General features: G+C 68.1%; 28 protein-coding genes, 2 tRNA genes and 1 riboswitch. Of the genes, 14 read left to right on the top strand and 16 right to left on the bottom strand.

Going from position 1 to position 22,410, the window contains the following annotated elements:
* Positions 1-183, top strand: a 183-nt coding sequence (locus E3T42_RS16545; protein WP_198416015.1) for a hypothetical protein, incomplete at its 5' end; no start/stop codon positions are given.
* A gap of 65 nt (positions 184-248) precedes the next feature.
* On the opposite strand, the gene msrA is transcribed toward E3T42_RS16545, so the two are convergent.
* Positions 249-773 carry a peptide-methionine (S)-S-oxide reductase MsrA gene (gene msrA / locus E3T42_RS00330; protein ID WP_134366379.1) on the bottom strand — a complete coding sequence of 175 codons (525 nt, stop codon included), beginning with the start codon at positions 771-773 and terminating at the stop codon, positions 249-251.
* A gap of 17 nt (positions 774-790) precedes the next feature.
* Here msrA and mgrA point away from each other — a divergent pair, with 17 nt between their 5' ends.
* The 4 genes from mgrA (at position 791) to E3T42_RS00310 (ending at position 4,057) form a co-directional block, all read left to right on the top strand.
* Positions 791-1,798 (top strand): L-glyceraldehyde 3-phosphate reductase, encoded by a 1,008-nt coding sequence (gene mgrA / locus E3T42_RS00325; RefSeq protein WP_134366378.1) that lies wholly within the window; start codon positions 791-793, stop codon positions 1,796-1,798.
* 5 nt (positions 1,799-1,803) lie between these two features.
* Positions 1,804-2,760, top strand: coding sequence for a DMT family transporter (locus tag E3T42_RS00320; RefSeq protein ID WP_134366377.1), 957 nt, complete (start codon positions 1,804-1,806; stop codon positions 2,758-2,760).
* Positions 2,761-2,956: 196 nt separating this feature from the next.
* A complete protein-coding gene (locus E3T42_RS00315) occupies positions 2,957-3,238 on the top strand; it encodes a hypothetical protein (protein ID WP_134366376.1) in 282 nt (93 codons plus the stop codon).
* 123 nt (positions 3,239-3,361) lie between these two features.
* On the top strand, positions 3,362-4,057 hold the full coding sequence (locus E3T42_RS00310; protein WP_134366375.1) for a hypothetical protein: 696 nt from the start codon (positions 3,362-3,364) through the stop codon (positions 4,055-4,057).
* A gap of 135 nt (positions 4,058-4,192) precedes the next feature.
* Here the strand turns inward: E3T42_RS00310 and nadE are convergent, their stop codons facing one another.
* Entirely contained in the window at positions 4,193-5,014 is an 822-nt protein-coding gene (nadE, locus tag E3T42_RS00305; protein ID WP_134402242.1) for an ammonia-dependent NAD(+) synthetase, read from the bottom strand.
* Positions 5,015-5,107: 93 nt separating this feature from the next.
* Positions 5,108-5,296, bottom strand: a complete 189-nt coding sequence (locus tag E3T42_RS00300) for a DUF1508 domain-containing protein (protein ID WP_134366373.1) — start codon at positions 5,294-5,296, stop codon at positions 5,108-5,110.
* Positions 5,297-5,539: 243 nt separating this feature from the next.
* Here E3T42_RS00300 and E3T42_RS16540 point away from each other — a divergent pair, with 243 nt between their 5' ends.
* Positions 5,540-5,707: a hypothetical protein gene (locus tag E3T42_RS16540; RefSeq protein WP_166787142.1), complete on the top strand. Its 168-nt coding sequence runs from the start codon at positions 5,540-5,542 to the stop codon at positions 5,705-5,707.
* A 75-nt stretch (positions 5,708-5,782) separates the two neighbouring features.
* Here the strand turns inward: E3T42_RS16540 and E3T42_RS00295 are convergent.
* Positions 5,783-5,855 (bottom strand) — tRNA-Arg (locus tag E3T42_RS00295).
* A 51-nt stretch (positions 5,856-5,906) separates the two neighbouring features.
* Positions 5,907-6,167, bottom strand: a complete 261-nt coding sequence (locus tag E3T42_RS00290) for a thioredoxin family protein (protein WP_134366372.1) — start codon at positions 6,165-6,167, stop codon at positions 5,907-5,909.
* Between the two features lie 133 nt (positions 6,168-6,300).
* On the opposite strand from E3T42_RS00290, the gene orn reads away from it, so the two are divergent.
* From orn to E3T42_RS00265, 5 genes are all read left to right on the top strand, one after another.
* On the top strand, positions 6,301-6,921 hold the full coding sequence (gene orn, locus E3T42_RS00285) for an oligoribonuclease (RefSeq protein WP_134366371.1): 621 nt from the start codon (positions 6,301-6,303) through the stop codon (positions 6,919-6,921).
* A gap of 43 nt (positions 6,922-6,964) precedes the next feature.
* Positions 6,965-7,040: transfer RNA gene (locus E3T42_RS00280), tRNA-His, on the top strand.
* A gap of 119 nt (positions 7,041-7,159) precedes the next feature.
* A complete protein-coding gene (locus E3T42_RS00275) occupies positions 7,160-8,056 on the top strand; it encodes an ABC transporter substrate-binding protein (RefSeq protein ID WP_134366370.1) in 897 nt (298 codons plus the stop codon).
* Positions 8,057-8,098: 42 nt separating this feature from the next.
* Positions 8,099-8,449, top strand: coding sequence for a metallopeptidase family protein (locus E3T42_RS00270; RefSeq protein ID WP_134366369.1), 351 nt, complete (start codon positions 8,099-8,101; stop codon positions 8,447-8,449).
* 23 nt (positions 8,450-8,472) lie between these two features.
* Positions 8,473-9,774 carry a D-alanyl-D-alanine carboxypeptidase family protein gene (locus tag E3T42_RS00265; RefSeq protein ID WP_134366368.1) on the top strand — a complete coding sequence of 434 codons (1,302 nt, stop codon included), beginning with the start codon at positions 8,473-8,475 and terminating at the stop codon, positions 9,772-9,774.
* A gap of 61 nt (positions 9,775-9,835) precedes the next feature.
* Here E3T42_RS00265 and E3T42_RS00260 read toward each other — a convergent pair whose 3' ends face one another.
* From E3T42_RS00260 to E3T42_RS00240, 5 genes are read right to left on the bottom strand one after another with little or no spacing between them, the layout of a single operon-like run.
* Entirely contained in the window at positions 9,836-10,096 is a 261-nt protein-coding gene (locus E3T42_RS00260; RefSeq protein ID WP_241975732.1) for a hypothetical protein, read from the bottom strand.
* Between the two features lie 4 nt (positions 10,097-10,100).
* Complete coding sequence (locus E3T42_RS00255; protein WP_134402243.1) at positions 10,101-10,676, bottom strand: ATP-binding protein; 576 nt, start codon at positions 10,674-10,676, stop codon at positions 10,101-10,103.
* Positions 10,677-10,686: 10 nt separating this feature from the next.
* Positions 10,687-11,469 carry an energy-coupling factor transporter transmembrane protein EcfT gene (locus E3T42_RS00250; RefSeq protein WP_134366367.1) on the bottom strand — a complete coding sequence of 261 codons (783 nt, stop codon included), beginning with the start codon at positions 11,467-11,469 and terminating at the stop codon, positions 10,687-10,689.
* Positions 11,466-13,028, bottom strand: a complete 1,563-nt coding sequence (locus E3T42_RS00245) for an ABC transporter ATP-binding protein (RefSeq protein WP_134402241.1) — start codon at positions 13,026-13,028, stop codon at positions 11,466-11,468. The genes E3T42_RS00250 and E3T42_RS00245 overlap by 4 nt, the downstream gene beginning before the upstream one ends.
* 10 nt (positions 13,029-13,038) lie before the next feature.
* Positions 13,039-13,671, bottom strand: a complete 633-nt coding sequence (locus tag E3T42_RS00240; RefSeq protein ID WP_134366365.1) for an ECF transporter S component — start codon at positions 13,669-13,671, stop codon at positions 13,039-13,041.
* Between the two features lie 36 nt (positions 13,672-13,707).
* Positions 13,708-13,817, bottom strand: a riboswitch (TPP riboswitch).
* Between the two features lie 81 nt (positions 13,818-13,898).
* On the opposite strand from E3T42_RS00240, the gene E3T42_RS16535 reads away from it, so the two are divergent.
* Entirely contained in the window at positions 13,899-14,048 is a 150-nt protein-coding gene (locus E3T42_RS16535) for a hypothetical protein (RefSeq protein ID WP_160140982.1), read from the top strand.
* Positions 14,049-14,153: 105 nt separating this feature from the next.
* Entirely contained in the window at positions 14,154-15,512 is a 1,359-nt protein-coding gene (nhaA, locus tag E3T42_RS00235) for a Na+/H+ antiporter NhaA (protein ID WP_134366364.1), read from the top strand.
* Positions 15,513-15,515: 3 nt separating this feature from the next.
* Here the strand turns inward: nhaA and E3T42_RS00230 are convergent, their stop codons facing one another.
* Together E3T42_RS00230 and E3T42_RS00225 are read right to left on the bottom strand one after the other, a co-directional pair.
* Positions 15,516-15,848 carry a hypothetical protein gene (locus E3T42_RS00230; RefSeq protein WP_134366363.1) on the bottom strand — a complete coding sequence of 111 codons (333 nt, stop codon included), beginning with the start codon at positions 15,846-15,848 and terminating at the stop codon, positions 15,516-15,518.
* A gap of 9 nt (positions 15,849-15,857) precedes the next feature.
* Entirely contained in the window at positions 15,858-17,117 is a 1,260-nt protein-coding gene (locus E3T42_RS00225) for a DNA polymerase IV (RefSeq protein WP_134366362.1), read from the bottom strand.
* Between the two features lie 111 nt (positions 17,118-17,228).
* On the opposite strand from E3T42_RS00225, the gene E3T42_RS00220 reads away from it, so the two are divergent.
* The gene (locus tag E3T42_RS00220) at positions 17,229-17,804 is read left to right on the top strand and encodes a TIGR03086 family metal-binding protein (RefSeq protein WP_134366361.1); all 576 of its coding nucleotides are present in this window, start codon (positions 17,229-17,231) and stop codon (positions 17,802-17,804) included.
* A gap of 21 nt (positions 17,805-17,825) precedes the next feature.
* On the opposite strand, the gene E3T42_RS00215 is transcribed toward E3T42_RS00220, so the two are convergent.
* From E3T42_RS00215 to E3T42_RS00200, 4 genes are read right to left on the bottom strand one after another with little or no spacing between them, the layout of a single operon-like run.
* Entirely contained in the window at positions 17,826-18,626 is an 801-nt protein-coding gene (locus tag E3T42_RS00215; RefSeq protein ID WP_134402240.1) for an ABC transporter permease, read from the bottom strand.
* Positions 18,627-18,634: 8 nt separating this feature from the next.
* Positions 18,635-19,561, bottom strand: a complete 927-nt coding sequence (locus E3T42_RS00210; protein WP_134366359.1) for an ABC transporter permease — start codon at positions 19,559-19,561, stop codon at positions 18,635-18,637.
* 33 nt (positions 19,562-19,594) lie between these two features.
* Positions 19,595-20,788, bottom strand: a complete 1,194-nt coding sequence (locus tag E3T42_RS00205; RefSeq protein WP_134402239.1) for an ABC transporter substrate-binding protein — start codon at positions 20,786-20,788, stop codon at positions 19,595-19,597.
* A 17-nt stretch (positions 20,789-20,805) separates the two neighbouring features.
* Complete coding sequence (locus E3T42_RS00200; protein ID WP_134366357.1) at positions 20,806-21,969, bottom strand: ABC transporter ATP-binding protein; 1,164 nt, start codon at positions 21,967-21,969, stop codon at positions 20,806-20,808.
* Positions 21,970-22,410: the final 441 nt, after the last annotated feature.

Here is a 22,410-nt window from a genome sequence, read left to right as displayed (position 1 = left end):
TGGAGCTACGAAATGCTGCCCGACGGCACTCTCAACTGGACCTCACCGACCGGGCGGCACTTCATCAGCGAACCGGCCACCATCATCCAGCCCCAACCGTCACCGAAAGCGGAACACGACGGACGGGCGCCGGAACGGAAACCGGTACTGCCGGACGAGTCCGACGAGCCGCCGCCGTTCTGAGACGCCGTTTCTGATCCTTCGGCGGGTTGCGCCGTGAACCTATCCGCAAACCGGCGCAGGCGAGATCAGCTGACGATGTACTCCGCGTACGACTTGCGGATCTTGTTCACCTTGGGCAGGGCCACGGCCATGCAGTAGCCCTGACCGGGGTTCTTCGCGAAGAAGTCCTGGTGGTAGTCCTCGGCCACGAAGTATTCGTCGAGCGGCTCGATCGTGGTGACGATGCCGTCGCCCCACCATTCGGCGGCGCGCGTGCGCGCCGTTTCGAAGAGCTGCTTCTGCTCGTCGTCGGTGTAGAACATGGCGGACCGGTACTGGGTGCCCACGTCGGCGCCCTGGCGGTTCAGCTGGGTGGGGTCGTGCAGAGTGAAGAACACGTCGAGGATGACGCTCTCCGGGATGACCTCCGGGTCGAAGGTCACGGCGATGGCCTCCGCATGACCGGTGCGGCCGGTGCAGACGGACTCGTAGCTCGGGTTCGGAGCGGTTCCGCCGGTGTAGCCGGAGACCACATCGGTGACGCCACGCAAGACCCGATACACGGCATCGAGACACCAGAAACATCCACCTGCGACCACAAAAGTTTTCACGCCCCTAGAGTAACGGAATGACCTTCGTACCTGCTCCGAACCGCTATGCCGACATGACCTACCGACGCACCGGCCGGAGCGGCCTCAAGCTCCCGGCGCTGTCCCTGGGTCTCTGGCACAATTTCGGCCATGAGCGGCCCATCGACACGCAGCGCGCCATCCTCCGCCGCGCGTTCGATCTCGGAGTCACCCACTTCGACCTGGCGAACAACTACGGCCCGCCTCCCGGTTCAGCCGAGACCAATTTCGGCCGCATCTTCGCCGAGGATTTCCGTCCCTTCCGCGACGAGATGATCATCTCCAGCAAGGCCGGCTACGACATGTGGCCGGGGCCGTACGGCGATTTCGGGTCCCGCAAGTACCTGCTTTCCTCCCTCGACGCGAGCCTGGGCCGGCTCGGTCTCGACTACGTCGACATCTTCTACTCGCACCGGCCTGACCCGGAAACTCCGATCGAGGAGACCATGGGAGCGCTGGCATCCGCTGTTCACCAGGGCAAGGCCCTCTATGTCGGCATCTCCAGCTACACCCCGGAGCAGACCCGGGCCGCCGTGGCGGCCCTGGCCGAGCACAAGGTCCCCCTCCTCATCCACCAGCCCCGCTATTCGATGTTCGACCGCCACATCGAAGACGGCCTCTTCCCGGTTCTCGACGAACTGGGCGTGGGCAGCATCGTCTTCTCGCCGCTCGCGCAGGGTCTGCTCACCGACCGGTACCTCGGCGGCTCGGTGCCCTCGGACTCCCGGGTCGCCACCAGCCGGTTCCTCTCCGAGACCGTCCTCACCGACACCTACCTCAACCGGGCCAGGGCGCTCAATGCCATTGCGCACGAGCGCGGCCAGACCCTGGCTCAGCTCGCGGTCACCTGGATCCTGCGCCAACGTTCGGTGACCAGCGTGCTCGTCGGCGCCAGCAGCGTGCACCAGCTCGAACAGACCGTGGCAGCACTGGACGCCCCTGCCCTGACCAACGACGAAATCGCCATGATCGAACCGTACGCCGTGCACGGCACCGGACTGGGCTAGAGCGGGTGGGCTACCTCTACGCTCTCCTCGCGTCGCTGCTCTTCGGCCTCAACGGCAGCACCACCAAGGTGATCGTGGAGGCCGGGCTCTCCCCCGCGCAGTTGACGTTCTTCCGGGTCACGGTCGTCGCCGTGCTGGCCGGCGGCCTCCTGGCGCTGACCAACCGTCGTGCGTTCCGGATCAACCGCCGGCAGCTGGTCGTGATGGCCGTGCTCGGCGTCGCCGGGGTCGCCCTGATCCAGTGGTTCTATGCCCTGGCGATCAGCCTGCTGCCGGTGGGCATCGCGCTGATGCTCGAGTACGCCGGCGTGCTGCTCGTCGCCATCGTGGCCCGGTTCGTCTTCAAGGAACGGGTGAAGCCCCGCATCTGGCTGGCCATCGGCTGCGTCCTGATCGGGATGGCCGTGGTCGCCCAGATCTGGGCCAGCACCCTCTCCGGCCCGGGCGTGGTGGCCGGGGTGCTCGCCGCGATCTGCCTGGCCGTGTACTTCCTGGTCGGGGAAAGGCAGGTCGCCTCGACCTCGCCCCTGGCCGTCTCGTTCTGGTCCATGCTCTTCGCCAGCGCGTTCTGGCTGGTGTTCAGCGCGTGGTGGCAGGTCGAACCGCAGATCCTGGTTCAGGACGTCGCGCTGCACGGCAATCTCGAGGCGGTTTCGCTCCCCCTGTGGGTTCTGATGGTCTGGAACGGGGTCTTCGGCTCCTTCGCGCCGTATCTGCTCTCCTATATGGCGCTCGGCCGCCTCAACGCGACCGCGGCCGGAATCGTCTCCGCCTCGGAGGTCATCTTCGCGTTCGCGTTCGCGTTCCTGTGGCTCGGCGAGTCCCTCGACGGCCTGCAGATGGCGGGAGTCGTCCTCGTCCTGGCCGGCATCGTCGTGGCCCAGACCGCCAGGCCGAACAAGGTCCTCGACCTCGACCTGGCCAGTCAGGACCTGGCCATGATGGAGGGTCCCGCCCGCTAACCAATTCGACGGAGATTCTGCTGCAAACGGGCGCTTGCGGCGTGTTTGGGCCCGTTTCGGGCAAAATCTCCGTCGAATTCGTTCCGAAAGCGGGACTGCGGAGGGGCGGAGGCGTCCCCGTTGGCACCGGATGTCGGTGGCCCGGCATAGCGTGATGACACCATCACCCGCGGCCGGCCGATCTCGGAGGAATCCCATGTCCACAGCATTCCGCTCCACCGCAATCCGCTCCACCGCCTCGCCCGTGACGATCACCGCGTCGCCGGCGGTCCCGTCCTTCCGTGGTCTCGTTCTGGTCCCCGTGCGGTCCGGGCTCTGGCGGGTCATCGGCCGGTCCGGCGCGGTCCTCGGCCACATCGAACGGCGCACGGATGCCGACGGCGACCGTTTCGCCGCACGCCGCCTGATCGCCGCCACCCGTAGCAGCGATCTGGGCACGTTTTGGCGCATCGACGACGCCGCGGACTGTTTCCGCTGACCAGCGCTCGAATCACGTCCTCTCACGTCCCGTTCGCAACGATTGCGTACACGTGGGTCATGTCGATCGGGCACGCCGACGTTGTTCCCCGCAATCGGGCCGGGACGCCGGTAAAGTGCGCTCATGCAGTGGTGGAATAGTTTCGTATCCTGGCTCACGGCAGCCAGCAACCAGGCCGTGGTGTTCGGCGCCGTGGTGCTCATTCTCTCGATCGTCGTCGCCAGCCTCCTGGCGGCCTGGGTCTCCCGCGGGGCAGTCAGAAGCCTGCTCGCACAGCACGATCGTGAGCTGAAGGCCTCCGTGATCGGCACCCTCGTGGATGCCGCGACCGAGGCATCCGTGTGGAACTCGCTCACCCCGCAGGAGCAGGTCATGGCTGATCGCGCGGTCGGTCAGGCCGACGTGCAACTGCGCCTGCTCCCGATCAAGGGGGCGAGTGTCGCCGCTAACTGGGCCGCGCACCAGCTGGCCGAGCTCAAGCGCACCTCCGCGACGTTCGGCTACCAGCTGGAGCCGGCGCTGCTCGAGTTCCGCGACCGCCTGATCGAGTGGCAGAGCAAGCCTTCCCGCACACGCAAGGTCTTCCAGAGCGACCTCGACCGTTGGAAGGTGGCGAACACCACCTCCGAGAAGAGCCTTTTGGCCGAACAGGATGCCTGGGCCGCCCAGCAGCACCACGACCAGTTCACGGAGCACGCCGCTCCGGTTCCCGCCCCGCTCAACTACGCGGCCGGCACCCCGTCACCGTCCACGGAGACCCAGCGTCTGCTCGACGACGTGCAGGCCCTCGAGGTTCGCCCGCTCCCCCTCCAGAACTAACGACCCAGAACCAACGACCGGCACACAGTCTCACCCCCACACACAAAACTGGCCCGTCCGTCATCCGACGTACGGGCCAGTTTTCTGTCTGGTGCACAGCGCGCGAGTCCGCCCGCCGACCGGCAGAGCGGCCGGTCAGCGCCACCAATCATCGAACATCGACGCGGGCACCCGGCGCTTGTGTTCGTTGCTCAGGTAGCGTTTCTCGATCGCGACGGCCGCGTCGTCGGCTACCGCACGCCCTTCGAGGAAGTCGTCGATCTGTTCGTACCGCAGGCCCAGGTTCGCCTCGTCCGTCTGCCCGGGATTGTCGTCGAGCAGGTCGGCGGTCGGGAGCTTCAGGTAGAGGCGGTCGGGCGCGCCGAGCTCGACCAGCAGGGCGCGGCCCTGGCGTTTGTTCAGTCCGGTGAGGGGCAGGATGTCGGTGCCGCCGTCGCCGTATTTCGTGAAGAACCCGGTCACGGCCTCCGCGGCGTGATCGGTGCCGACGACCAGCAGACCGTGGGATCCGGCGAGGGCGTACTGGGCGACCATACGCACCCGGGCCTTGACGTTCCCCTTGTCGAAATCGGGCAACGGCCAGCCCAGGCTGTCGGCGAATTCCGCCTCGACGCCGTTGACGGTTCGTTCGATGTTGAAGGTGATGGTCGACCGGGCGTTGATGAAGTCCAGGGCCAACTGCGCGTCGTCTTCGTCCCGCTGGACCGCATACGGCAGCCGTACCGGGAGAAAGATCGCCGGGTGACCGGCCGCGGTCAGGTGCTCAACGGCAAGCTGGCACAGGCGCCCGGCCAGGCTGGAGTCCTGGCCACCACTGATGCCCAGGACGAAACCCTTCGCCCCCGTCCGCACGAGATAGTCGACGAGGAATTGCACCCGCCGCCGCACCTCCGCAGCAGGGTCGATCTGTGGGGACACGTGCAGTTCCGCGATGATTCGCGCCTGAAGTTCTCGCATGCACCGAATCTATCAAGCCGGCCGCCGAATCGACCGCCGCGTCCGGCCCCGTCCACGCCCGCACAGACCGGCGCCCGACGAGGACGAGCGGAGTCAGTCCGTGGGCTCCGTCAGGTCGACCACGTGGGACTTGGCGTGGGAGCGCAGGGACTCGATGCCCTTGAGCGCTTCTGCCTTGGTCTTAAAGTTCTCCGACGAGGCGATGACCTCGCCGTTGTTGGCCTTGAGCCTGAACCCGTAACCGCCGGTGCGTTCTGCGAAAACTTCATATTTGCCGGACATGACACACTTTCTTCTTCTTCGAGGAAAACGTCACCGGTCGATTGGCCGATATATCAAGACTACTCGCCGCGCACCGGGGACTGCACGCCGCCCACGCCGACGTCGACGCTCGACCTCGGCCCACCGCAGGGCATCAGCCGACCGATTGCAGGGACATATGCAAATCGCGCAAATAGCGGCAGGATGTCCGCAGAGACTCACCTGATTTGCTCTCATTCCTGAATCATCAAGGAGGAAAGACCAATGAACTTGTTGCTGATCATCATCGCAATCATTTCCGTGGGGCTCCTCATCACCGGTGGATTGGTTCAGTCTCTGAACTTCCTCCTCTGGGTGGGGATCGTTCTCGCGGTGATTGCCATCATCGTTTGGCTCGTCCAGTTCATCTCCGGCCGGTCCAAGCACGTTTGAGTCCGAACAGTGCCCAGGCCGGCTCGCTGATCAAGCCGGCGGCCGTGGCCGACCGGCCCGAGTGTGGGTATACGGTGCCCCCGGTAGGAATCGAACCTACGACAAGCGGATTAGAAGGCCGCTGCTCTATCCACTGAGCTACGGGGGCGGAGAACGTTCAACGATACCGCAGACCAGGCTCCGGAGTGCGGAACCGGCCTCAGACCGCTTTCGCTGCCGCGACGAGCACCTGCGCGAGGGTCGGCACCCCGCTGGCCCGGAAGACCTCCACCCCGGCCTCGTCCCGGACGATCACGGTGGGCGTGATCCGGATGCCGTTGGCCTCCGCCTCGGCCACGTCTCGCGCCACGTCGAGCTCACGCACATGGGCCTGCGGAACGAGGCGTTCGACCTCCGCCAGGACCGCACGGGTCTGCCGGCACGGCTCGCAGAAGGCGGACGAGAAATAGGTGAGCTCCATCAGGGAATCCTTCTTCGTGTGCCGCAGGGAAGGCCAGTCTACGAAAGCGGGCCGCGGTGAGGCCACGGCCGACCGGACCCGGCCGTGATCGCGGCCAGGAATCGTGGTCGGCGGCCGCCGATAGACTCGGCTCATGACAAAAAGTAGTGACCGGTTGGTATGGGTTGACTGTGAAATGACCGGTTTGGACATTGACACGGATGAATTGTGCGAGATCGCGGTGGTGATCACCGATTATGACCTGAACATCATCGATCCGGGCCTCGACCTGGTGATCAAGCCGAGCGCGGCCGCACTGGAGAACATGAACGACTTCGTGCGCGACATGCACGAGACCTCCGGCCTCATCACCGAGATGCCGAACGGCCTCACCGCCGCCGAGGCAGAGCTGCAGGTGCTCGACTACGTGCTGAAGTTCATCCCGGCCGACCAGAAGGCGCCGCTGGCCGGCAATTCGATCGGAACCGACCGGGCATTCCTGACCAAGTACATGCCGCGTCTGGACAACCAGCTGCACTACCGCAACGTGGACGTGTCCTCGATCAAGGAACTCGCCCGGCGCTGGTACCCCCGCGTGTACTTCAACGCCCCGGCGAAAGACGGCGGACACCGCGCCCTGGCCGACATCCTCGAATCGATTCGCGAACTGGCCTACTACCGCCAGACCGTGTTCGTGAGCGACCCGGGGCCCTCCAGCGACCAGGCCAAGAGCCGTGCAGCCGAAGCCGTGCACAACTTCGGTCCAAACATGTAATAGAATTCATGAGTTGCCTTTCCTGCGGGAAAAGCAACGCATGGTGGGTATAGCTCAGCTGGTAGAGCGCCTGGTTGTGGTCCAGGAGGTCGCGGGTTCAAGCCCCGTTACTCACCCCAATAGAAGTACCGGCTTCATCACGATCTGAAATTCATTTCCTCTCCTGCGCCCGGCGATTCTCTGAGCGAGATCGGCTGCTCCTAGACTCGCCGGAACGACATCTGACGAAGGAATTCCTATGCGCGCTCGTTACACCCTCCCCGCCCTCGCTGCCGTGGCCGCCCTCCTGCTCACCGGCTGCGTCGACAATTCCACGCCCGCCACGTCGGGAAGTTCCGGGAAAGCCGACAGCAGCGTGACCAAGGATGCCGCCGCCGAGGCAATGCTCCCCGACGCCGTCCGGGCGTCCGGCAAGCTCGTCATCGGCACGAGCCCGAACTACTCCCCCAACGAGTTCAAAGACGACTCCGGCAACCCGATCGGCTGGGACATCGAACTGGGCTCCGCCCTCGCCGCGAAACTCGGACTCACCGCCGCCTACAAGGTCGCCAATTTCGACACCATCATCCCGAGCATCATCGGCGGCAAAATGGACCTGGGCATCTCCTCGTTCACCGACAACCTCAAGCGCGAGGAGCAGGTCGACTTCGTCAACTACTACACCGCGGGCATCCAGTGGGCCTCGGCCACCGGCAAGACCGTCGACCCCGACGACGCCTGCGGACTGAAGATCGCCGTGCAGACCACGACGTACGAAGACACCGACGAGATCCCGGCCAAGAGCGACGCCTGCGTCGCCGCCGGCAAGCCCCCGATCGACAAGCTCAAGTTCGACACCCAGGATTCGGCCACCAACGCCACGGTGCTCGGCCAGGCCGACGCCTTCAGCGCCGATTCGCCCGTCACGCTGTACGCGATCTCCAAGACCGAAGGCAAGCTACAGACCGCCGGCACCTCCTTCGAGGAGGCGCCGTACGGGATGGCCGTGGCCAAGGGTTCCAAACTGACACCGGCCGTGCAGGCCGCCCTGCAGTCGATGGTCGATGACGGCTCCTACGGCAAAATCCTGGACAAGTGGGGCGTTGCCGCCGGTGGCCTCACGACCATCACGATCAACGCAGCCGCCAACGGTTAGGCCGTTCGCGTCGTGAGATTCGCGTCGTGAGATGCTGAACGGATGCTGCCGCTGAATCACGACGAGTTCGAACGTCTCGTCATCGACGAGCTGGATCTGCTGCCCGACGACATGGTCGACGGCCTCGACAACGTCATCTTCGTGGTCGAGGACCGGCCGGAAGACGGCAGCCTCGATCTGCTCGGCCTCTACGACGGCGTCGCCCTGACCGAACGCGGGCAGTACGGTTTCGGCGAGATGCCCGACCGGATCGTGCTCTACCGCGAACCGTTGCTGGCCCTGTGCGCGGATCTGGACGAGCTGCGCGACCAGGTGCACATCACCCTCGTGCACGAAATCGCACATTTCTACGGCATCGACGACGACAGGCTGCACGACCTCGGCTGGGGATGACCGTCGGACGTTAGCCTTGCGTCATGAGTAGATACCGACCTGGCCGCATCATCGGCAGCGCGGTCGGCGCCCTCGTCATCCTCGCCGTCGGCGTGTACGGCCCGGCCACCCTGCTGGGCCCGCTGCCGGCGGCGTCGGCGACGCTGGACACACCCGCGCCCGGCCCCGCCAGCGCGTCCCCGCCCGTTCTCCCGGCGGCCGGCGGCAGCGCGGTCATCGGGCTCACCACGCTCACCCCTGATCCCACCGCGCCGACCACGGTCACCCTCAAGGCCGGCGACCTCGGCGAGCACGTCCCGCTGGCGGTCGGCGGCACCAGGGATGCCCTGCCGATGGCGGCGGCGACGAAGATCGTGACCGCGCTGGTCGTCCTGGCCGAGAAGCCGCTGCCGGCGGGGGACGCCGGCCCGAAGATCCCGATCTCGGCCGCCGACTACCAGGACTACATCTCCTACGGCAGCACCGGCGCCCGCACAGTCGTCGTGTTCCCGGGCGAGGAATGGACCGAGACGGAGCTGCTCCAGGCTATGGTCCTCGGCTCCAGCAACAACCATGCCGACACCCTCGCACGATGGGCCTTCGGCTCGATCGACGCCTACGTGGCCGCCGCGAACGCCTGGCTGGGCACGCAGGGACTCACCGGCACGGTCGTCGCCGACGCCACCGGCCTGAGCGAGAAGAGTGCCGGAACCGCCACGGACCTGGCCCGGCTGGCCGGGCTGGCCGCGTCCGACCCGGTAATCGCCGGCATCCTCGCCCAACCGGCCTCGGCCCTGGTCGGCCAGCGCGGCGTCGACAACACCACGGCGTTCCTGGCCGACGAGGGCGTCACCGGCATTTCCCGCAGTTACACGGATGCCGCCGGCATCTGCTTCCTCTTCACCGCCCAGGTGCGCACCGGGGCATCCGTCTTCACCTTCGCCGGCGCCGTGATCGGGGAGCCCGACTACGACGCGCTGACCGCGGACGTGACCGCCCTGATGGAGAGCGCCCGCTCGGGAGTCACCGAACTGCCCGTGCTCGCGCTGGGCGACGCCTACGCACGGTTCAGCACCCCCTGGGGTGCCACGTCCTCCGCGACCGTGCGCACGGCCAAGACCCGGTTCGGCTGGCAGGCCGTGGCACCCGGAGTCGCCGACGTGAAACTGGACAGCATCTCCACCGGGCGCGCCGGACGCACCATCGGCCGGGTGTCGGTCGAGGCGGGCGGGGAGAGCGTGTCATCACCCCTGGTGCTCGACCGGACAATCCCCGCACCGGGACTCGGCTGGCGGCTGTTGCACCCCGTGGCGATGATCACGGCCCTGCTCGATGCCAATAAGTGACCGCGAAAAGGTGACCGCCACGGTCAGCGACCGCGAGCCCGCGAACGAGCCCGGCTGAGCGCTAGTCGGTTTCGTGGGTGAATTCGTACGGATCGCTCTCACCGGCGTCGAAGCGATACCGCACGTGCAGGCGGCCCTGCACGTCGCGTTCGTCGACCTCGTCGTACCAGAACGTCGTTTCGACGCCCTCGACGGCCGCCATCATGCTGATCCGCGGGTCGTGCTTGCCGTGGATCAGGGCACGGGTGTCGACCTGCCCCGCGAGGGGCCCGTCGGTGAACTCCGCGGTGTACATTACGTCTTTTTCGGTTTGACCGGCCATGTCTTCAACCTAGCCTGCCCGCGGGGCTTCCCGCAGTGTTTCCGGCCGCGGCGAGCCGGATCGTCGCCTGCCGTTCCGGCCGTTCCCGGTTGCGGTAGGCCTCCCACTCCGATTGCCACTGGTCCCAGTGCGAACGGAACGCCTCTCCGTCCCGGGCCAGGGCGCGCTGCTTGCGCAGCCGGTCGTCGGCGTCCAGCCACACCCGGATGTCGCTGAGCGGCAGGTTGGCGGCGGCCAGCGCCCCGCAGCCCTCCACGATCAGCGGGCGCGCCGGGTCGACGAGGTGCCACTCGGCCGGTTGGCCGCGCTCCCAGTCGTAGCGCTGCCAGGCCCCCGGCGCCCCCCGCCGACGCGGTCCGAGGATGTGGTCGGTCAGCTGGGCCACGGCGGCGTCCAGCCCGTTCCAGCCGGGGTAGATGTCGTCCAGGCGCACCAGCACGGGCCTGACCATGCCCGGCCAGGCCAGGACGAGGGCGTCGGCCAGGGTGCTCTTGCCGGCCCCGCTCGGACCGTCGATGAGCACGACTGGCGTCGGCCCTGCGGCCGCCAGGGCGGCCAGGACGGGCGCGAGCAGCAGCATCCGTTCCGGGTCAGGCGAGCACAAAGTTCCAGCTTCCCGTTGCCACGGAGACGAATACCGCCAGCAGCGCGACGACCAGGCCGATCCCGACGAGTGCGAATTCCCGGCCGCGGAAGGTGGCCGGCCGGGCCCAGGTGCGCCGTACCGGGGCGCCGAAACCACGCGCTTCCATCGCGGTGGCCAGTTTGCTGCCCCGGCGGATGGACAGCACGAGCAGGGCGAACCCCTGGCCGGCCAGGCGACGGATGGCGCCGCCGTCCCCGATCCCCCTGGCCCGCCTGGCCAGTTCGAGGGCGCGCCAGTCCTCGATGAACAGGCCGACCAGTCTCAGCCCGGCCAGGCCGCCGAGCACGAACCGGGACGGCAGCCGAACGATCTGGGCGAGGCCGTCCGCCAGGTCGGTGGGGTCGACGGTCACGAACAACACCACCGACGGCAACCCGATGGCCAGGATGCGCAGCGTGGTCGCGATGGCCAGTGCGGTCGAGCCCTCGGTGACGTGCACCAGCCCGAGGTGCCAGTATTCCTGCCCGGACGCCTGGCCGTACAGCAGGGTGGTGAGCCCGGCCGTGGGGGCCGCGATCCAGACCGGGAGGGTGCGCCAGAAGAAGGCCCGCAGGGACAATCCGGCAAAGAAGAACAGCACGGACTCGCAGGCCAGCGCGACGGCGGCGGACACCCAGTCGACGGTCAGCATGAGCACACCCGCCAGCAGCAGTGCGGCCGCGAGCTTGGCCACGGGGTTGACCCGGAAGATGGCCTGCTGACCCCGGGCGGGCGCGAGCACGCTCATCGGGCGGCCGCCACTCTGGGTGCCTGGGCCGGGGCGGCCATCGGGAATTCGCGGTCGGCGAGCGCGGTGACGAAGTCGGCGTCGTGCGAGACCGCGACAACGCCCGTGCCCTCCGTGATGAGTTCCTCGAGCAGAGCCACGATCTCCCGCCAGGTGCGGAGGTCCTGGCCGAAGGTCGGCTCGTCCAGCACCAGGAGCCGCGGCCGGGTGGCGAGCACCGTGCCGACGGACAGACGGCGTTTCTCGCCGCCGGACAGGGTGAACGGGTTCGCGTCGGCCAGCTGGTCGAGGCGGAGCCGCTGCAGCACCTCGTCGACCCGAGCGGTGATCTCGGCCTCCGGCCGGGCCAGCGCCCGCGGTCCGACCGCGAGTTCGGCCCGCACGGTCGCGGCGACGAACTGGTGCTCCGGGTCCTGGAACACCGTTCCGATCCGGGTGAGCAGCTCGCGTGACTTCCAGCGGATCGGTTGCGCGCCCGCCCCGGCCGCGAATGCGTCGCTCGCGAGCACCCGCCCCGACGCCGGCTTGAGCAGCCCCGCAAGGGTGAGCGCCAGGGTCGATTTTCCGGCGCCGTTCGGGCCGGTGATCGCGAGCGCAGACCCGGCGTGCACGGCGAGTTCGATGTCAGAGGCGACGACGGCATCCTTGGTGCGGGCAATGGACAGTGCCCTGGTCTGCAACAGCGCCGTGCTCAGTGGTCCCGTGCTCAGTGGTCCCGTGCTCAGTGGCCCGGCGTTCAGCGAGCCCGTGCTCCGCGGCGCCGCGCCCCGCCGGGACGCCGGCAGTCCGCTCCCCCGGCCCGGAACCCAGACACCGACCTTCGCCAGCTGTTCGCCCTGACGGGTCAAGACCTCGTCGGGGTTCCCGTCGGCAAGGATTCCGCCGCCCTGGTCGAGCACGACCACCCGGTTTACCAGGCCCTGCCAGACGGCCACCCGGTGTTCGATCACGATCAAGGTGGCCTCCGAGTGTTCGAGCACCCGGGCCACGGAATCGCGCACGGACAGGACCCCTTCAGGGTCGAGGTTCGCCGTCGGTTCGTCGAGCAGCAGCAGGCCGGGGCGCATCGCGAGCACCCCGGCCAGGGCCAGCCGCTGCTTCTGCCCGCCGGACAGCGCCGACGTCGGATGGCTGAGCGGCAGATCCAGGCCGACCATCTCGAGGGCGTCGTGCACCCTCCGCCAGATCTCGTCCCGCGGCACGCCGAGGTTCTCGCAACCGAAGGCCACGTCATCGCCGAGGCGGGCCAGGATGACCTGCGAATCCGGGTCCTGCAACAGCAGGCCGGACTGGCCGCGGGCCGCGGTGGGCTCTTGGCCGTTCACGAGCAACCGGCCGGTCTGCTCGCCCTCCTCGTCGCCGCCGAGCACGCCGGCCAGGGCGTGCAGCAGCGTGGACTTGCCCGCGCCGGACGCGCCGAGCAGCAGCAGCCGTTCTCCGGGGTCGATCCGCAGGTCGAGGCCCCTGACCGCCCAGCCGCGGCGACCGGCATGCCGCCAGCCCCAGTCACGGGCGAGCATGGATGCCCCCGGGACGGTGGCCGCTTCTGCCGGTGTCATGGCTGTGCCCCTAGACCCGGGGCCGGGTCGAGCGTCCTGCGGCGAAGCGCGAGAGGGCGCCGGTTCGCGCCAGCCCCCGCATCGCGAGCCAGGACAGCAGGCCGGCGACCACGATCCCGGAGACCACGGCGGACAGGGCGTAGATGGTGATGAACGGGGCGGCGGACCCGGGGTACCAGAGCAGGAGGTCGTTCACGGCCAGCGCGAGCCCGGCCCCCGCTCCCGCGAGCAGCGCCACGTAGAGACGGTAGTTGGCGTAGAAGAAGAGCGCGAAGACCAGCTCGGCCCCGAGCCCCTGCACGGCGCCGGAGACGAGGATGGTGGCGCCCCAGGCCGTGCCGCCGACCAGGGTGGAGACGACGGCCGCGAGCAGCTCGGTGTAGAGCGCCGCGCCGGGCTTGCGGATGATGAGCCCGCCGAGGACGCCGGCGAAGAGCCATCCGCCGCCGAGCAGGGCCTGCAGGCCGGGAAGCAACGGCGTGAGCAGCCCGCTCAGCGGGTTGTAGGCCTGGTTCCAGACGATGAAGATGAGTCCGCTGGCCACGCCGATGACGCTCGCGATGACGATGTCGACGACCCGCCAGCGGAAATTCCGCGGCGAGCGTTCGGTGGACCGGGTGAGAAGGGTGGTGTTTGCGTGCACTGGTCGTGCCCTTTCCGTAGTGTTTCCAGGGCACGGGTACGAGATAATCTGCCTCCCTGCGCTGGCATGATCCAGATCAGGTTCGACGGTCGAAGCTTCAGAAGCTTCCTCTCAGCCCGGTTGACCGGACTCCCGTGTTCGTTTCGAGTATAGGCCGCGGCCTAGACTCGCGGCATGGCATGCCGACCTGAGATCGCCCGCACGGGCCGCCCCCCGGGGAATTCCCGGTGAGCGCGGTCGTCCCGCTGGTGCTCGCCGGACTGCTGCTCCTGTTGATGCGCCGGTTCATTCTGCGCCGGCGACGGATGCGGCGGGGCCTGCCGGTGTCCGGGCCCTGGCACTTCCCCGCGTGGCTGCGCCGCGGTCGCCGGCGCTGAGTCTCCTCTCCCGGAGGCCGCACGCCGCCGTGTACTCTGGGTAACGGTGAGTCGGGAAGCCTGGTCGACATCCGTTTTGGCGTGCCATGAACCAGAGGACCTCCCGTGACTTCACCCCACCCGCCTGCCGGCCCCGGCGAAACCAGAGCCTGGATCTTCCGCCGCAGCAGTTACCCCGAGTACCAGCGCGTCGCGTCGATCCTGCGCAAGGAGACCGTCGGCGGCGCCCTGCTGCTGCTGGCCACCGTGCTCGCGCTGATCCTCGCCAACACGCCGGCCGCCGACGGCTACTACGCCCTGCGGGACTTTGAAATCGGTTACGAGCCCTGGCACCTGAACCTCAGCCTCGGGGCATGGGCCGCCGACGGGCTGCTCGCCGTCTTCTTCTTCCTCGCCGGGCTGGAACTGAAACGCGAGTTCGTCGCCGGTGATCTGCGCACGTTCAGCCGTGCGGTCGTTCCGGTCACCGCCGCCGTGGGCGGCGTCATCGTGCCCGCGCTCATCTTCGTGGCCATCAATGCCACCTCCGGTGCGGAAACCCTGCGCGGCTGGGCGATCCCGACCGCCACCGACATCGCCTTCGCCGTGGCGGTCCTGGCCGTGATCGGGTCCCGGCTGCCGAGCGCCCTCCGCATCTTCCTGCTCACCCTGGCCGTGGTCGACGACCTGCTGGCCATCGGCATCATCGCCTTCTTCTACTCCGCCGACATCCAGCCGCTCCCGCTGCTCCTGGCCGTGGTGCCGCTGGGCGTGTTCGCGTTCCTGGCGCACCGGTACTCGGTCTTCTTCGGCTCGACGCCCTGGGGCGCCGCGGTCATCCTGCTGCCCCTGGGCCTGGCCACCTGGGCGCTCGTGCACGGCTCCGGCATTCACGCGACGGTGGCCGGCGTTCTGCTGGGCTTCGCCGTGCCGGTGATGCGCAGCCGGCGCGGCGGCGGGCCCGGGGCAGGCCCCGGCCTGGCGGAGAACCTCGAGCACCGCATCCGCCCAGTCTCGGCCGGCTTCGCCGTTCCCGTGTTCGCGTTCTTCTCCGCCGGGGTCACCATCGGCGGGGTGGCCGGCCTGGGTGCCGCCCTGGCCGATCCCGTGGCCCTCGGCATCGTGGCGGCCCTGGTGCTGGGCAAGCCGATCGGCATCATGCTGGCCACCTGGGTGGTCACGAAGACGACCAGGGCCTCACTGGACCCGGACCTGGCCTGGGTGGACGTGCTCGGCGTGGCCATGCTCGGCGGCGTGGGCTTCACTGTGTCCCTGCTGATCGCCGAACTGGCCTTCGGTCAGGGCAGCCCGCACGACGACCATGCCAAGGTGGCCATCCTGACCGGGTCGCTGCTGGCGGCGCTGCTGGCGACCGTGGTGCTGCGGGTGCGCAACCGGCACTACCGCATCATCGACGAGAAGGAACGGCTCGACGCGGACGACGACGGGATCCCCGACGTGTTCACCCCGGAGCAGGACTCCTGAGCGTTATTTTTTCAGGGCGCGGATCACGCGGGCCAAGGCCTTGCCGGCCACCCAGACGAACGGGATGCCGACGGCGAGCAGCGAGATGACGTTCGGTTCGAAACGCAGCGTTCCGCCCGACCTGACGTAGGCGCCGATCGGCAGCGAGGCTCCGCCACCGCCGCCACCGGTGCCACTGCCCTTGTCCTCGGATTCCCCTTCACCACCGCCGAACCCGTAGTACACCAGCGCGACGGGGACCATGCTGACGCCGTCGATCTGGACCGGGTCACCGTAGGCCGATTTCACGCCGGCCGAACGAGAGATTTCTGCGAGCTTTTCCGGAAGGCTAGTCATGCCCTCAGGCTACCCCTTGTCTGGTTTGGGCGTGCCGGGGCGGGCCGAGCCGGGTCGTGCCGGGCCCAGTAGCGAGGCCGGCCGCACCATGCCCAGGCCGAAGCGCGCGGTCACCGAATCCACCGCCCGCTCGGCGCCCCGCCAGTCGTCATCAGGGTCCCACAGCCCCGCGCCTCCCCCGTCACCCTCGCCGAGCTGCTCGACGCGCACGCCGATCAGCCGCACCCGGATGCCCTTCACCGCGAGCAGGTCGAAACTGGCCGCCGCCTCCTCGTAGATGCGCCGCCCGACGTTGGTCGGTTCGGCGAGGGTGCGGGAGCGGGTGACGGTACTGAAATCGGGGTAGCGCAGCTTCAGCACGACGCAGCGGCCGACCAGGCCGGCGCTCCGCAGCCTGACGGCCACGGCATCCGCCTGCCGCAGCAGTTCGCTGCGCAACCGGGCGAGGTCGTTCACATCGTGCTCGAACGTCACCTCGTGGCCGACGCTCTTCTCCTCGCGCTCCACCGTGACCGCCCGGGGGTCGCGCCCCCAGGCCAGGTCGTGCAGCTTGCGCCCGGCTGACTCCCCCACCGCTTTCTGCAGCACAGACAGAGGCGTGTCGGCGAGGTCGCCGATCCGGGCCAGGCCCAGGCGCAGCAGGCTCTGCTCGGTTGTCGCGCCGACCCCCCAGAGGGCGCCGACGGGCAACGGATGCAGGAACGCCAGCGTGTCCTCCGCGGGGATGACGAGCAGGCCGTCGGGTTTCGCCCGGCTCGACGCCATTTTCGCGACGAATTTCGTCGAGGCGGCGCCGACCGAGCAGGTGAGTCCGGTCTCGGCCTCGACCCGGCGGCGGATCAGCGCGGCGATCACGGCCGGTGACCCGTGCAGCCGCCGGGCCCCCGCGACGTCGAGGAATGCCTCGTCGATGCTGAGCGGCTCGACCAGCGGGGTGATGTCCCCGAAGATCCGCATGACGCGCGCGGAGAAATCCTTGTACCGGCTCATATGGGGTTCGAGCACGACCGCCGACGGGCACTTGCGCAGGGCGAGCGCCATCGGCATGGCCGAGTTGACGCCGTAGCGACGGGCCACGTAGTTCGCCGCCGTCACCACGGACCGGCCCGACCGGTGGCCCACGATCACGGGCTGGTCGACCAGCTCCGGGTGGTCCAGCAGCTCCACCGACGCGAAGAACGCGTCCATGTCGATGTGCAGCAGGGTCGCCGAACTGTCGTCGACCGCTTCGGCCGAGACCGTGCGGTCGCTACCGTCCTGCCTACTCATGGAGAGACCCTAACCCACACCGTCGACACCGCTCCACCCCGGCGCTGTTCCACCCCGGCGAGGAATGCGAGCGGACGGTCGGCTGTTGCACCGGGAAACGATTGGAACGCCATGACCGACGACCTCGCGACCTTTGACTGGATTGCACTGCAGAAGCAGGCGGCCGGGGAATTCAGCGCCAGGGTGGGCGCGATCTCGGACTGGTCCGCGGCGACGCCCGACACCGAGTGGACCGTGCGGGAGCTCGTGCGCCACGTCGTGATCGAGCAGCAATGGGTACCGCCGCTGCTCGCGGGCCTGACGGTCCTGGACGCCCGGCGCTCCCTCCCCCCGCTGGGCCCGGACCTGGCCGCGGAATGGGAGACCCACTCCGCGCTGGCCACCGCGGCGTGGACGGCGACGGCTGCCGACGCGCCGGTGCAGCTGTCGTACGACACGGTCCCGGCCTCCGACTACCTCCGCGAGCAGGTCTCCGACGTGACGGTCCACACCTGGGACCTGGCCAGGGCCACGGGCGCCGACGAGGCCCTCGCTGATGCGCTGGTCGAGGCGGTGTGGAGCGTGTTCGAACCGCAACGGGACACCCTGGAGGCCAGCGGCCTCTTCGCCTCCCCCGTGGTCACGAGCGAGGACGCCCCACTGCAGTCACGCCTCCTGGCGCTAACCGGCCGCGACGCACGCCGGTAGGCCTGCCCGGGCGCTGACCGGTTACCGGGGGACCTTCTCGGCGCCCGCGAGGCGTTGGGCGATGTAGATCGGCACGATCGAGACGAGCACGAGCACGACGGCGATCACGTTCACGACGGGCGCCTGATTCGGTCGGAACAGGTTGTCCAGGATCCAGAGCGGGAGCGTCTTCACCCCGGCTCCGGCGGTGAAGGTCGTCACGATGATCTCGTCGAAGCTGAGCGCGAAGGCCAGCAGCCCCCCGGCGAGCAGCGCCGACCGCAGTTGCGGGAAGGTCACCAGCCGGAAGGTGGTCCAGAGGCCCGCGCCCAGGTCGGCGGAGGCATCCTCAAAATTGGTGCCGAGCCGCCGAAGCCGGGCGATCACGTTGTTGAAGACGGTGACGATACAGAACGTGGCGTGGGCGACGATCACGGTCGCGATCGACAGCTGCAGGCCGAGGATGGTGCGGAAGGCGTTGTTCAGGGCGATGCCGGTGATGATTCCGGGCAGCGCGATCGGCAGAATCACCAACAGGCTCACGGCGTCCCGCCCGAAGAACTCGAAGCGCTGCAGGGCCAGGGAGATCAGGGTGCCGAGCACGAGCGACACGATCGTGGCGATCAGGGCGATCTGCACGCTCGTGACGACGGCGTCGAGTGCGCCCTCGCTGCGGAAGGCCTTGCCCCACCATTCCAGGGTCAGGCCCGGCGGCGGCCAGGTGAGGCTGGTGCTGGTGCTGAATGAGTTCACCAGGACGACCATCAGGGGCAGGTAGATCACGAGCAGGATCAGGGCCGTGATTCCGGCCAGGATGGCCCGCGCTGGGCGGCTCAATCGCATGTCGTCCCCTACAGGTTTTCCAGCGCGCCGGTGCGGCGCACGACGGCCAGGTAGCCGAAAATGATGACGATCGGGATCAGCGCGATCGCCGCGGCGAGCGGGAGGTTGTTGGCGGCGCCCACGTTCGTGTAGACGAGGTTGCCGAGCATCTGGTTGGCGCCGCCGACGATGTTCACGGTGATGTAGTCACCCAGGGAGAGGGAGAAGCTGAAGATGGATCCGGCGATGATGGCCGGCCAGATCATCGGCAGCACGACCAGGCGCAGCGTGGCCCCGGTCTTGCCGCCCAGGTCGCCCGAGGCCTCGAGCAGTGAATCGGGAACGCGTTCCAGGCCGGCGTAGATGGGCAGGATGACGTACGGCAGCCACAGATAGGACAGGGTGATGATGGTGGCCGGCAACCCGTACCCGGGGGTATGCCCGCCGAAGGGCGCCACCAGCCACTCATAGATGCCGTCCTGGGACAGCACCGACCGCCAGGCGTACGCCTTGACCAGATAGCTGGCCCACAGGGGCATCAGCACCGCGATCACCAGGATGCGCTGCCAGCGGGGGCTGGCCACCTTCGCCATGTAGAAGGCGATCGGCAGGGCCACCGCGATGTCGATCACCGTCACCAGCACGGCCACGCCCACCGTGCGCACGGTCACGGTCTGGTAGAGCGACCCGGTCAGGACGGTGATGATGTTGTCGAGCGTCCAGGTCTGCGAGATGGTGCCCGTGAACGTGTCCACGGTCCACAGGGCGGTGATCAGGAGCGCGGCCAGGGCCGCGATGTAGACCAGGCCGAGCCAGAACAGGGGTGCGGACAGCAGGAGCGTCAGCCGCAGGCGCGGGTGCTTGCTCAGCAGGACCGAGCCGCGCCGGGCGATGGTGTCCCGGTGAGGGGGCACCACCGCCCGCAGCTCGGGCTGAGCGGGTGCGTCAACCGTCATGATTCCTCTTCTGTCCTGATTGAATCTGGACCGTTAGCCCTTGATTTCCTGCCACGCGGTCGTCCAGGCCGCGTAGTCGGTGCACTTCACGTCGGTGCGCCCGTCGAGGCATTTCTCGATCGGGGTCGACCAGTACCAGATCTGCGCCGCGTATTCCTCGTCGCCGGCGTGGTAGGTCGCGCACTGGTTGGGGTCGGTCGTGAAGTCGCAGGCGGCCTGGTTGGACGGAGCCTCACCGAAGTACTCGGTGGCCTGGGCGTTGGCTTTCGGGCTGGCGATGTAGTTCAGCCAGGCGTAGGCACAGTTCGGGCTCTTGGCCTGGGACGCGATCATCCAGGTGTCCGACCAGCCGGTGACGCCCTCCTTGGGCAGAACGACCTCCGCCGGGGTGCCCTCGGCGAGGGAGTTGCGGATGACCTGCCAGGTGGTGCCCACGACCGTGTCGCCGGTCTCGAACGCCTGGATCGACTTCAAGTAGTCCGACCAGTACTCGCCGATGTTCTCCCGCTGCCCCTTGAGCAGGTCGACGGCCGCGGCAAGCTGGGTCTCGTCGAGCGCGTAGGGGTTCTTGATGCCGAGGTCAGGCTGGTGGTACATCAGGTACATGGCGGCATCCGCGATGTAGATCGGGGAATCGTAGGCTGTCACCTTGCCCTTGTACTGGCCGGACTTGTCGAAGACGACGTCCCAGGACGCCGGGGCCGGAGTGAACACATCCGTGTTGTACATCAGGAGGTTCGCTCCGTAGCCGTGGGGAATCCCGTAGGCGACCCCGTCGACGCTGTTCCAGGACTGCATCTTCAGGAAGTCGTAGACGCCCGCGTAGTTGGGGATGAGGTCCGTGTTCACCGGGGCGACGTCCCCGGCGGCGACCAGGCGCAGCGACGCGTCGCCGGAGGCGGCGACCACGTCGTACTCGCCGGTCTTCATCAGGTTGAACGCCTCGTCGGAGGTGCCGTAGGTCTTGCTGTTGACCTTGCAGCCCGTCTCGTCTTCGAAGGCGCTCACCCAGTCGACGGCGGGGTCGTTGCTGCCGTCCTCGACGTAACCGGGCCAGGCCAGGATCGACACCGATTTCTCGTTGGCTCCGAGTTTGGTGGGAGCTTCGCTGCTGGCGGTGCCCTCGCTCTTTCCGCTGGTGGTGCCACAGGCGGTGAGCAGGGCAACCGAGACGATCGCCAGGCCCGTGAGGGCTGCCGATTTACGGTGTGCTGTGAAGCGTTTCATCGCGTTCTCCATTCCAGTTATCGTGCTGTTTCGGTGGCTGGTTCGGTGGGCTCGGTGGCGGATTGCCCGATCACCTGGCCGTTGATGTGGCCCGTTCCGGGCACTCCGGGCTGTCCGTCGGCGGGCGCGGAGCCCGCCTCGGCGGCGACGGCGGTCGACTTCTCCAGGGCGACCACGTCACGGTCCCCCCAGCCGATGCTCACCCGTGACCCGCGCTCGTCTTCGCTCACCCGGTGGGCGTCGTTCTGCTCGAGCACCACGATGCGGATGCCGGCGTCGAGGTCGACGATCAGGCGCGTGCTGCTGCCGACGTAGATCACCTCGGCGAGGGTGCCGGCGGCCGTGCGTTCGGTGGCGAGGGCGGCATCCGTTCGCCCGATGCTGATCTTCTCCGGACGCAGGGTGTGGATGCCGCCGCGCCCGAGCAGCACGCGCGACAGGGCATCGGTGAAGATGTTCGAGGTTCCGACGAATGCCGCGACGAATGGGGACACCGGCCGGTCGTAGATCTCGGCCGGGGTGCCGAGCTGCTCGATCCGGCCCTCGTTGAAGACCGCGATCCGGTCGCTCAGGGTGAGGGCCTCCTCCTGGTCGTGCGTGACGAAGATGAAGGTGATGCCGAGTTCCCGCTGCAGTTCCTTCAGCTCGACCTGCATCTGTTCGCGGAGCTTGAGGTCGAGGGCGCCGAGAGGCTCGTCGAGCAGCAGCACCTTGGGGCGCACGACGGTGGCACGAGCCAGGGCGACCCGCTGGCGCTGTCCGCCGGACAGCTGGCCGGGCTTGCGGTTTCCGAAGCCGCCCAGGCGCACGGTCTCCAGGGCCTGCTGCGCCTGCGCGTGCCGTTCCCGCTTGGAGACCCCGCGCACTCGCAGCCCGTAGGCGACGTTGTCGAGCACGCTCATGTGGGGGAAGAGGGCGTAGTCCTGGAAGACGGTGTTGACGTCGCGGTCGAAGGGAGCCCGGTTGGTGACGTCCTGACCGAGGAGGGACACCGTGCCGGAGGTGGGCTGCTCGAAGCCGGCGATCAGGCGCAGGACCGTGGTCTTGCCGGAGCCTGAGGGCCCGAGCATGGAGAAGAACTCCCCCTCGGCGATGTCGAGGTCCACGCCGTCGACGGCGTTGACGGCGCCGAAACTCTTGGTCAGTCCGGTCAGCCGAATGGCGGGTTGGTCAGCGGTCACGAAGTCTCCTAGCTCGCTCTGACCTAAATCATATGGAAAGGAATGTAAGAAGTGTGGTTTCTGAGGTTGCGGTCCGGTCACGATGAACTCGTGCAGCCATTATGGCCTCGGTGGCCGGCTGCTGCTCGGCCCCGGAGGCGGCGGTCGACCGGCCGCCCGTGGGCCGTCGGCGAGCCAGGACTTCTCCTCCACAATGTGGCCTTGATCTGGGTATCCACAGCGCAGACTCCGGCGGGCGGATGCGGCGGCCAATGTCGGTGGGTGCCCGTACCGTGATTTCCAGGAAGCCCTCGTTCATCGAACAGCAGGAGATCCGCGGTGAGTACTTCGACGCCATCCGCCAGGCGCACGGCAAGCTGGCCCAGGACGCCGCCGCACTGGCAGACCTCATCGACGAGGCCCACCGATTCGCGACGGGGACCGCGGATACCGCGCCGCGGG

It is taken from the genome of Cryobacterium sp. TMT4-10 (assembly GCF_004403275.1).
GTDB classification, from domain to species: domain Bacteria; phylum Actinomycetota; class Actinomycetes; order Actinomycetales; family Microbacteriaceae; genus Cryobacterium; species Cryobacterium shii.
The sequence above is the reverse complement of the archived record's forward strand: the minus strand, read 5'-3'. Positions and strand labels throughout refer to the sequence as shown.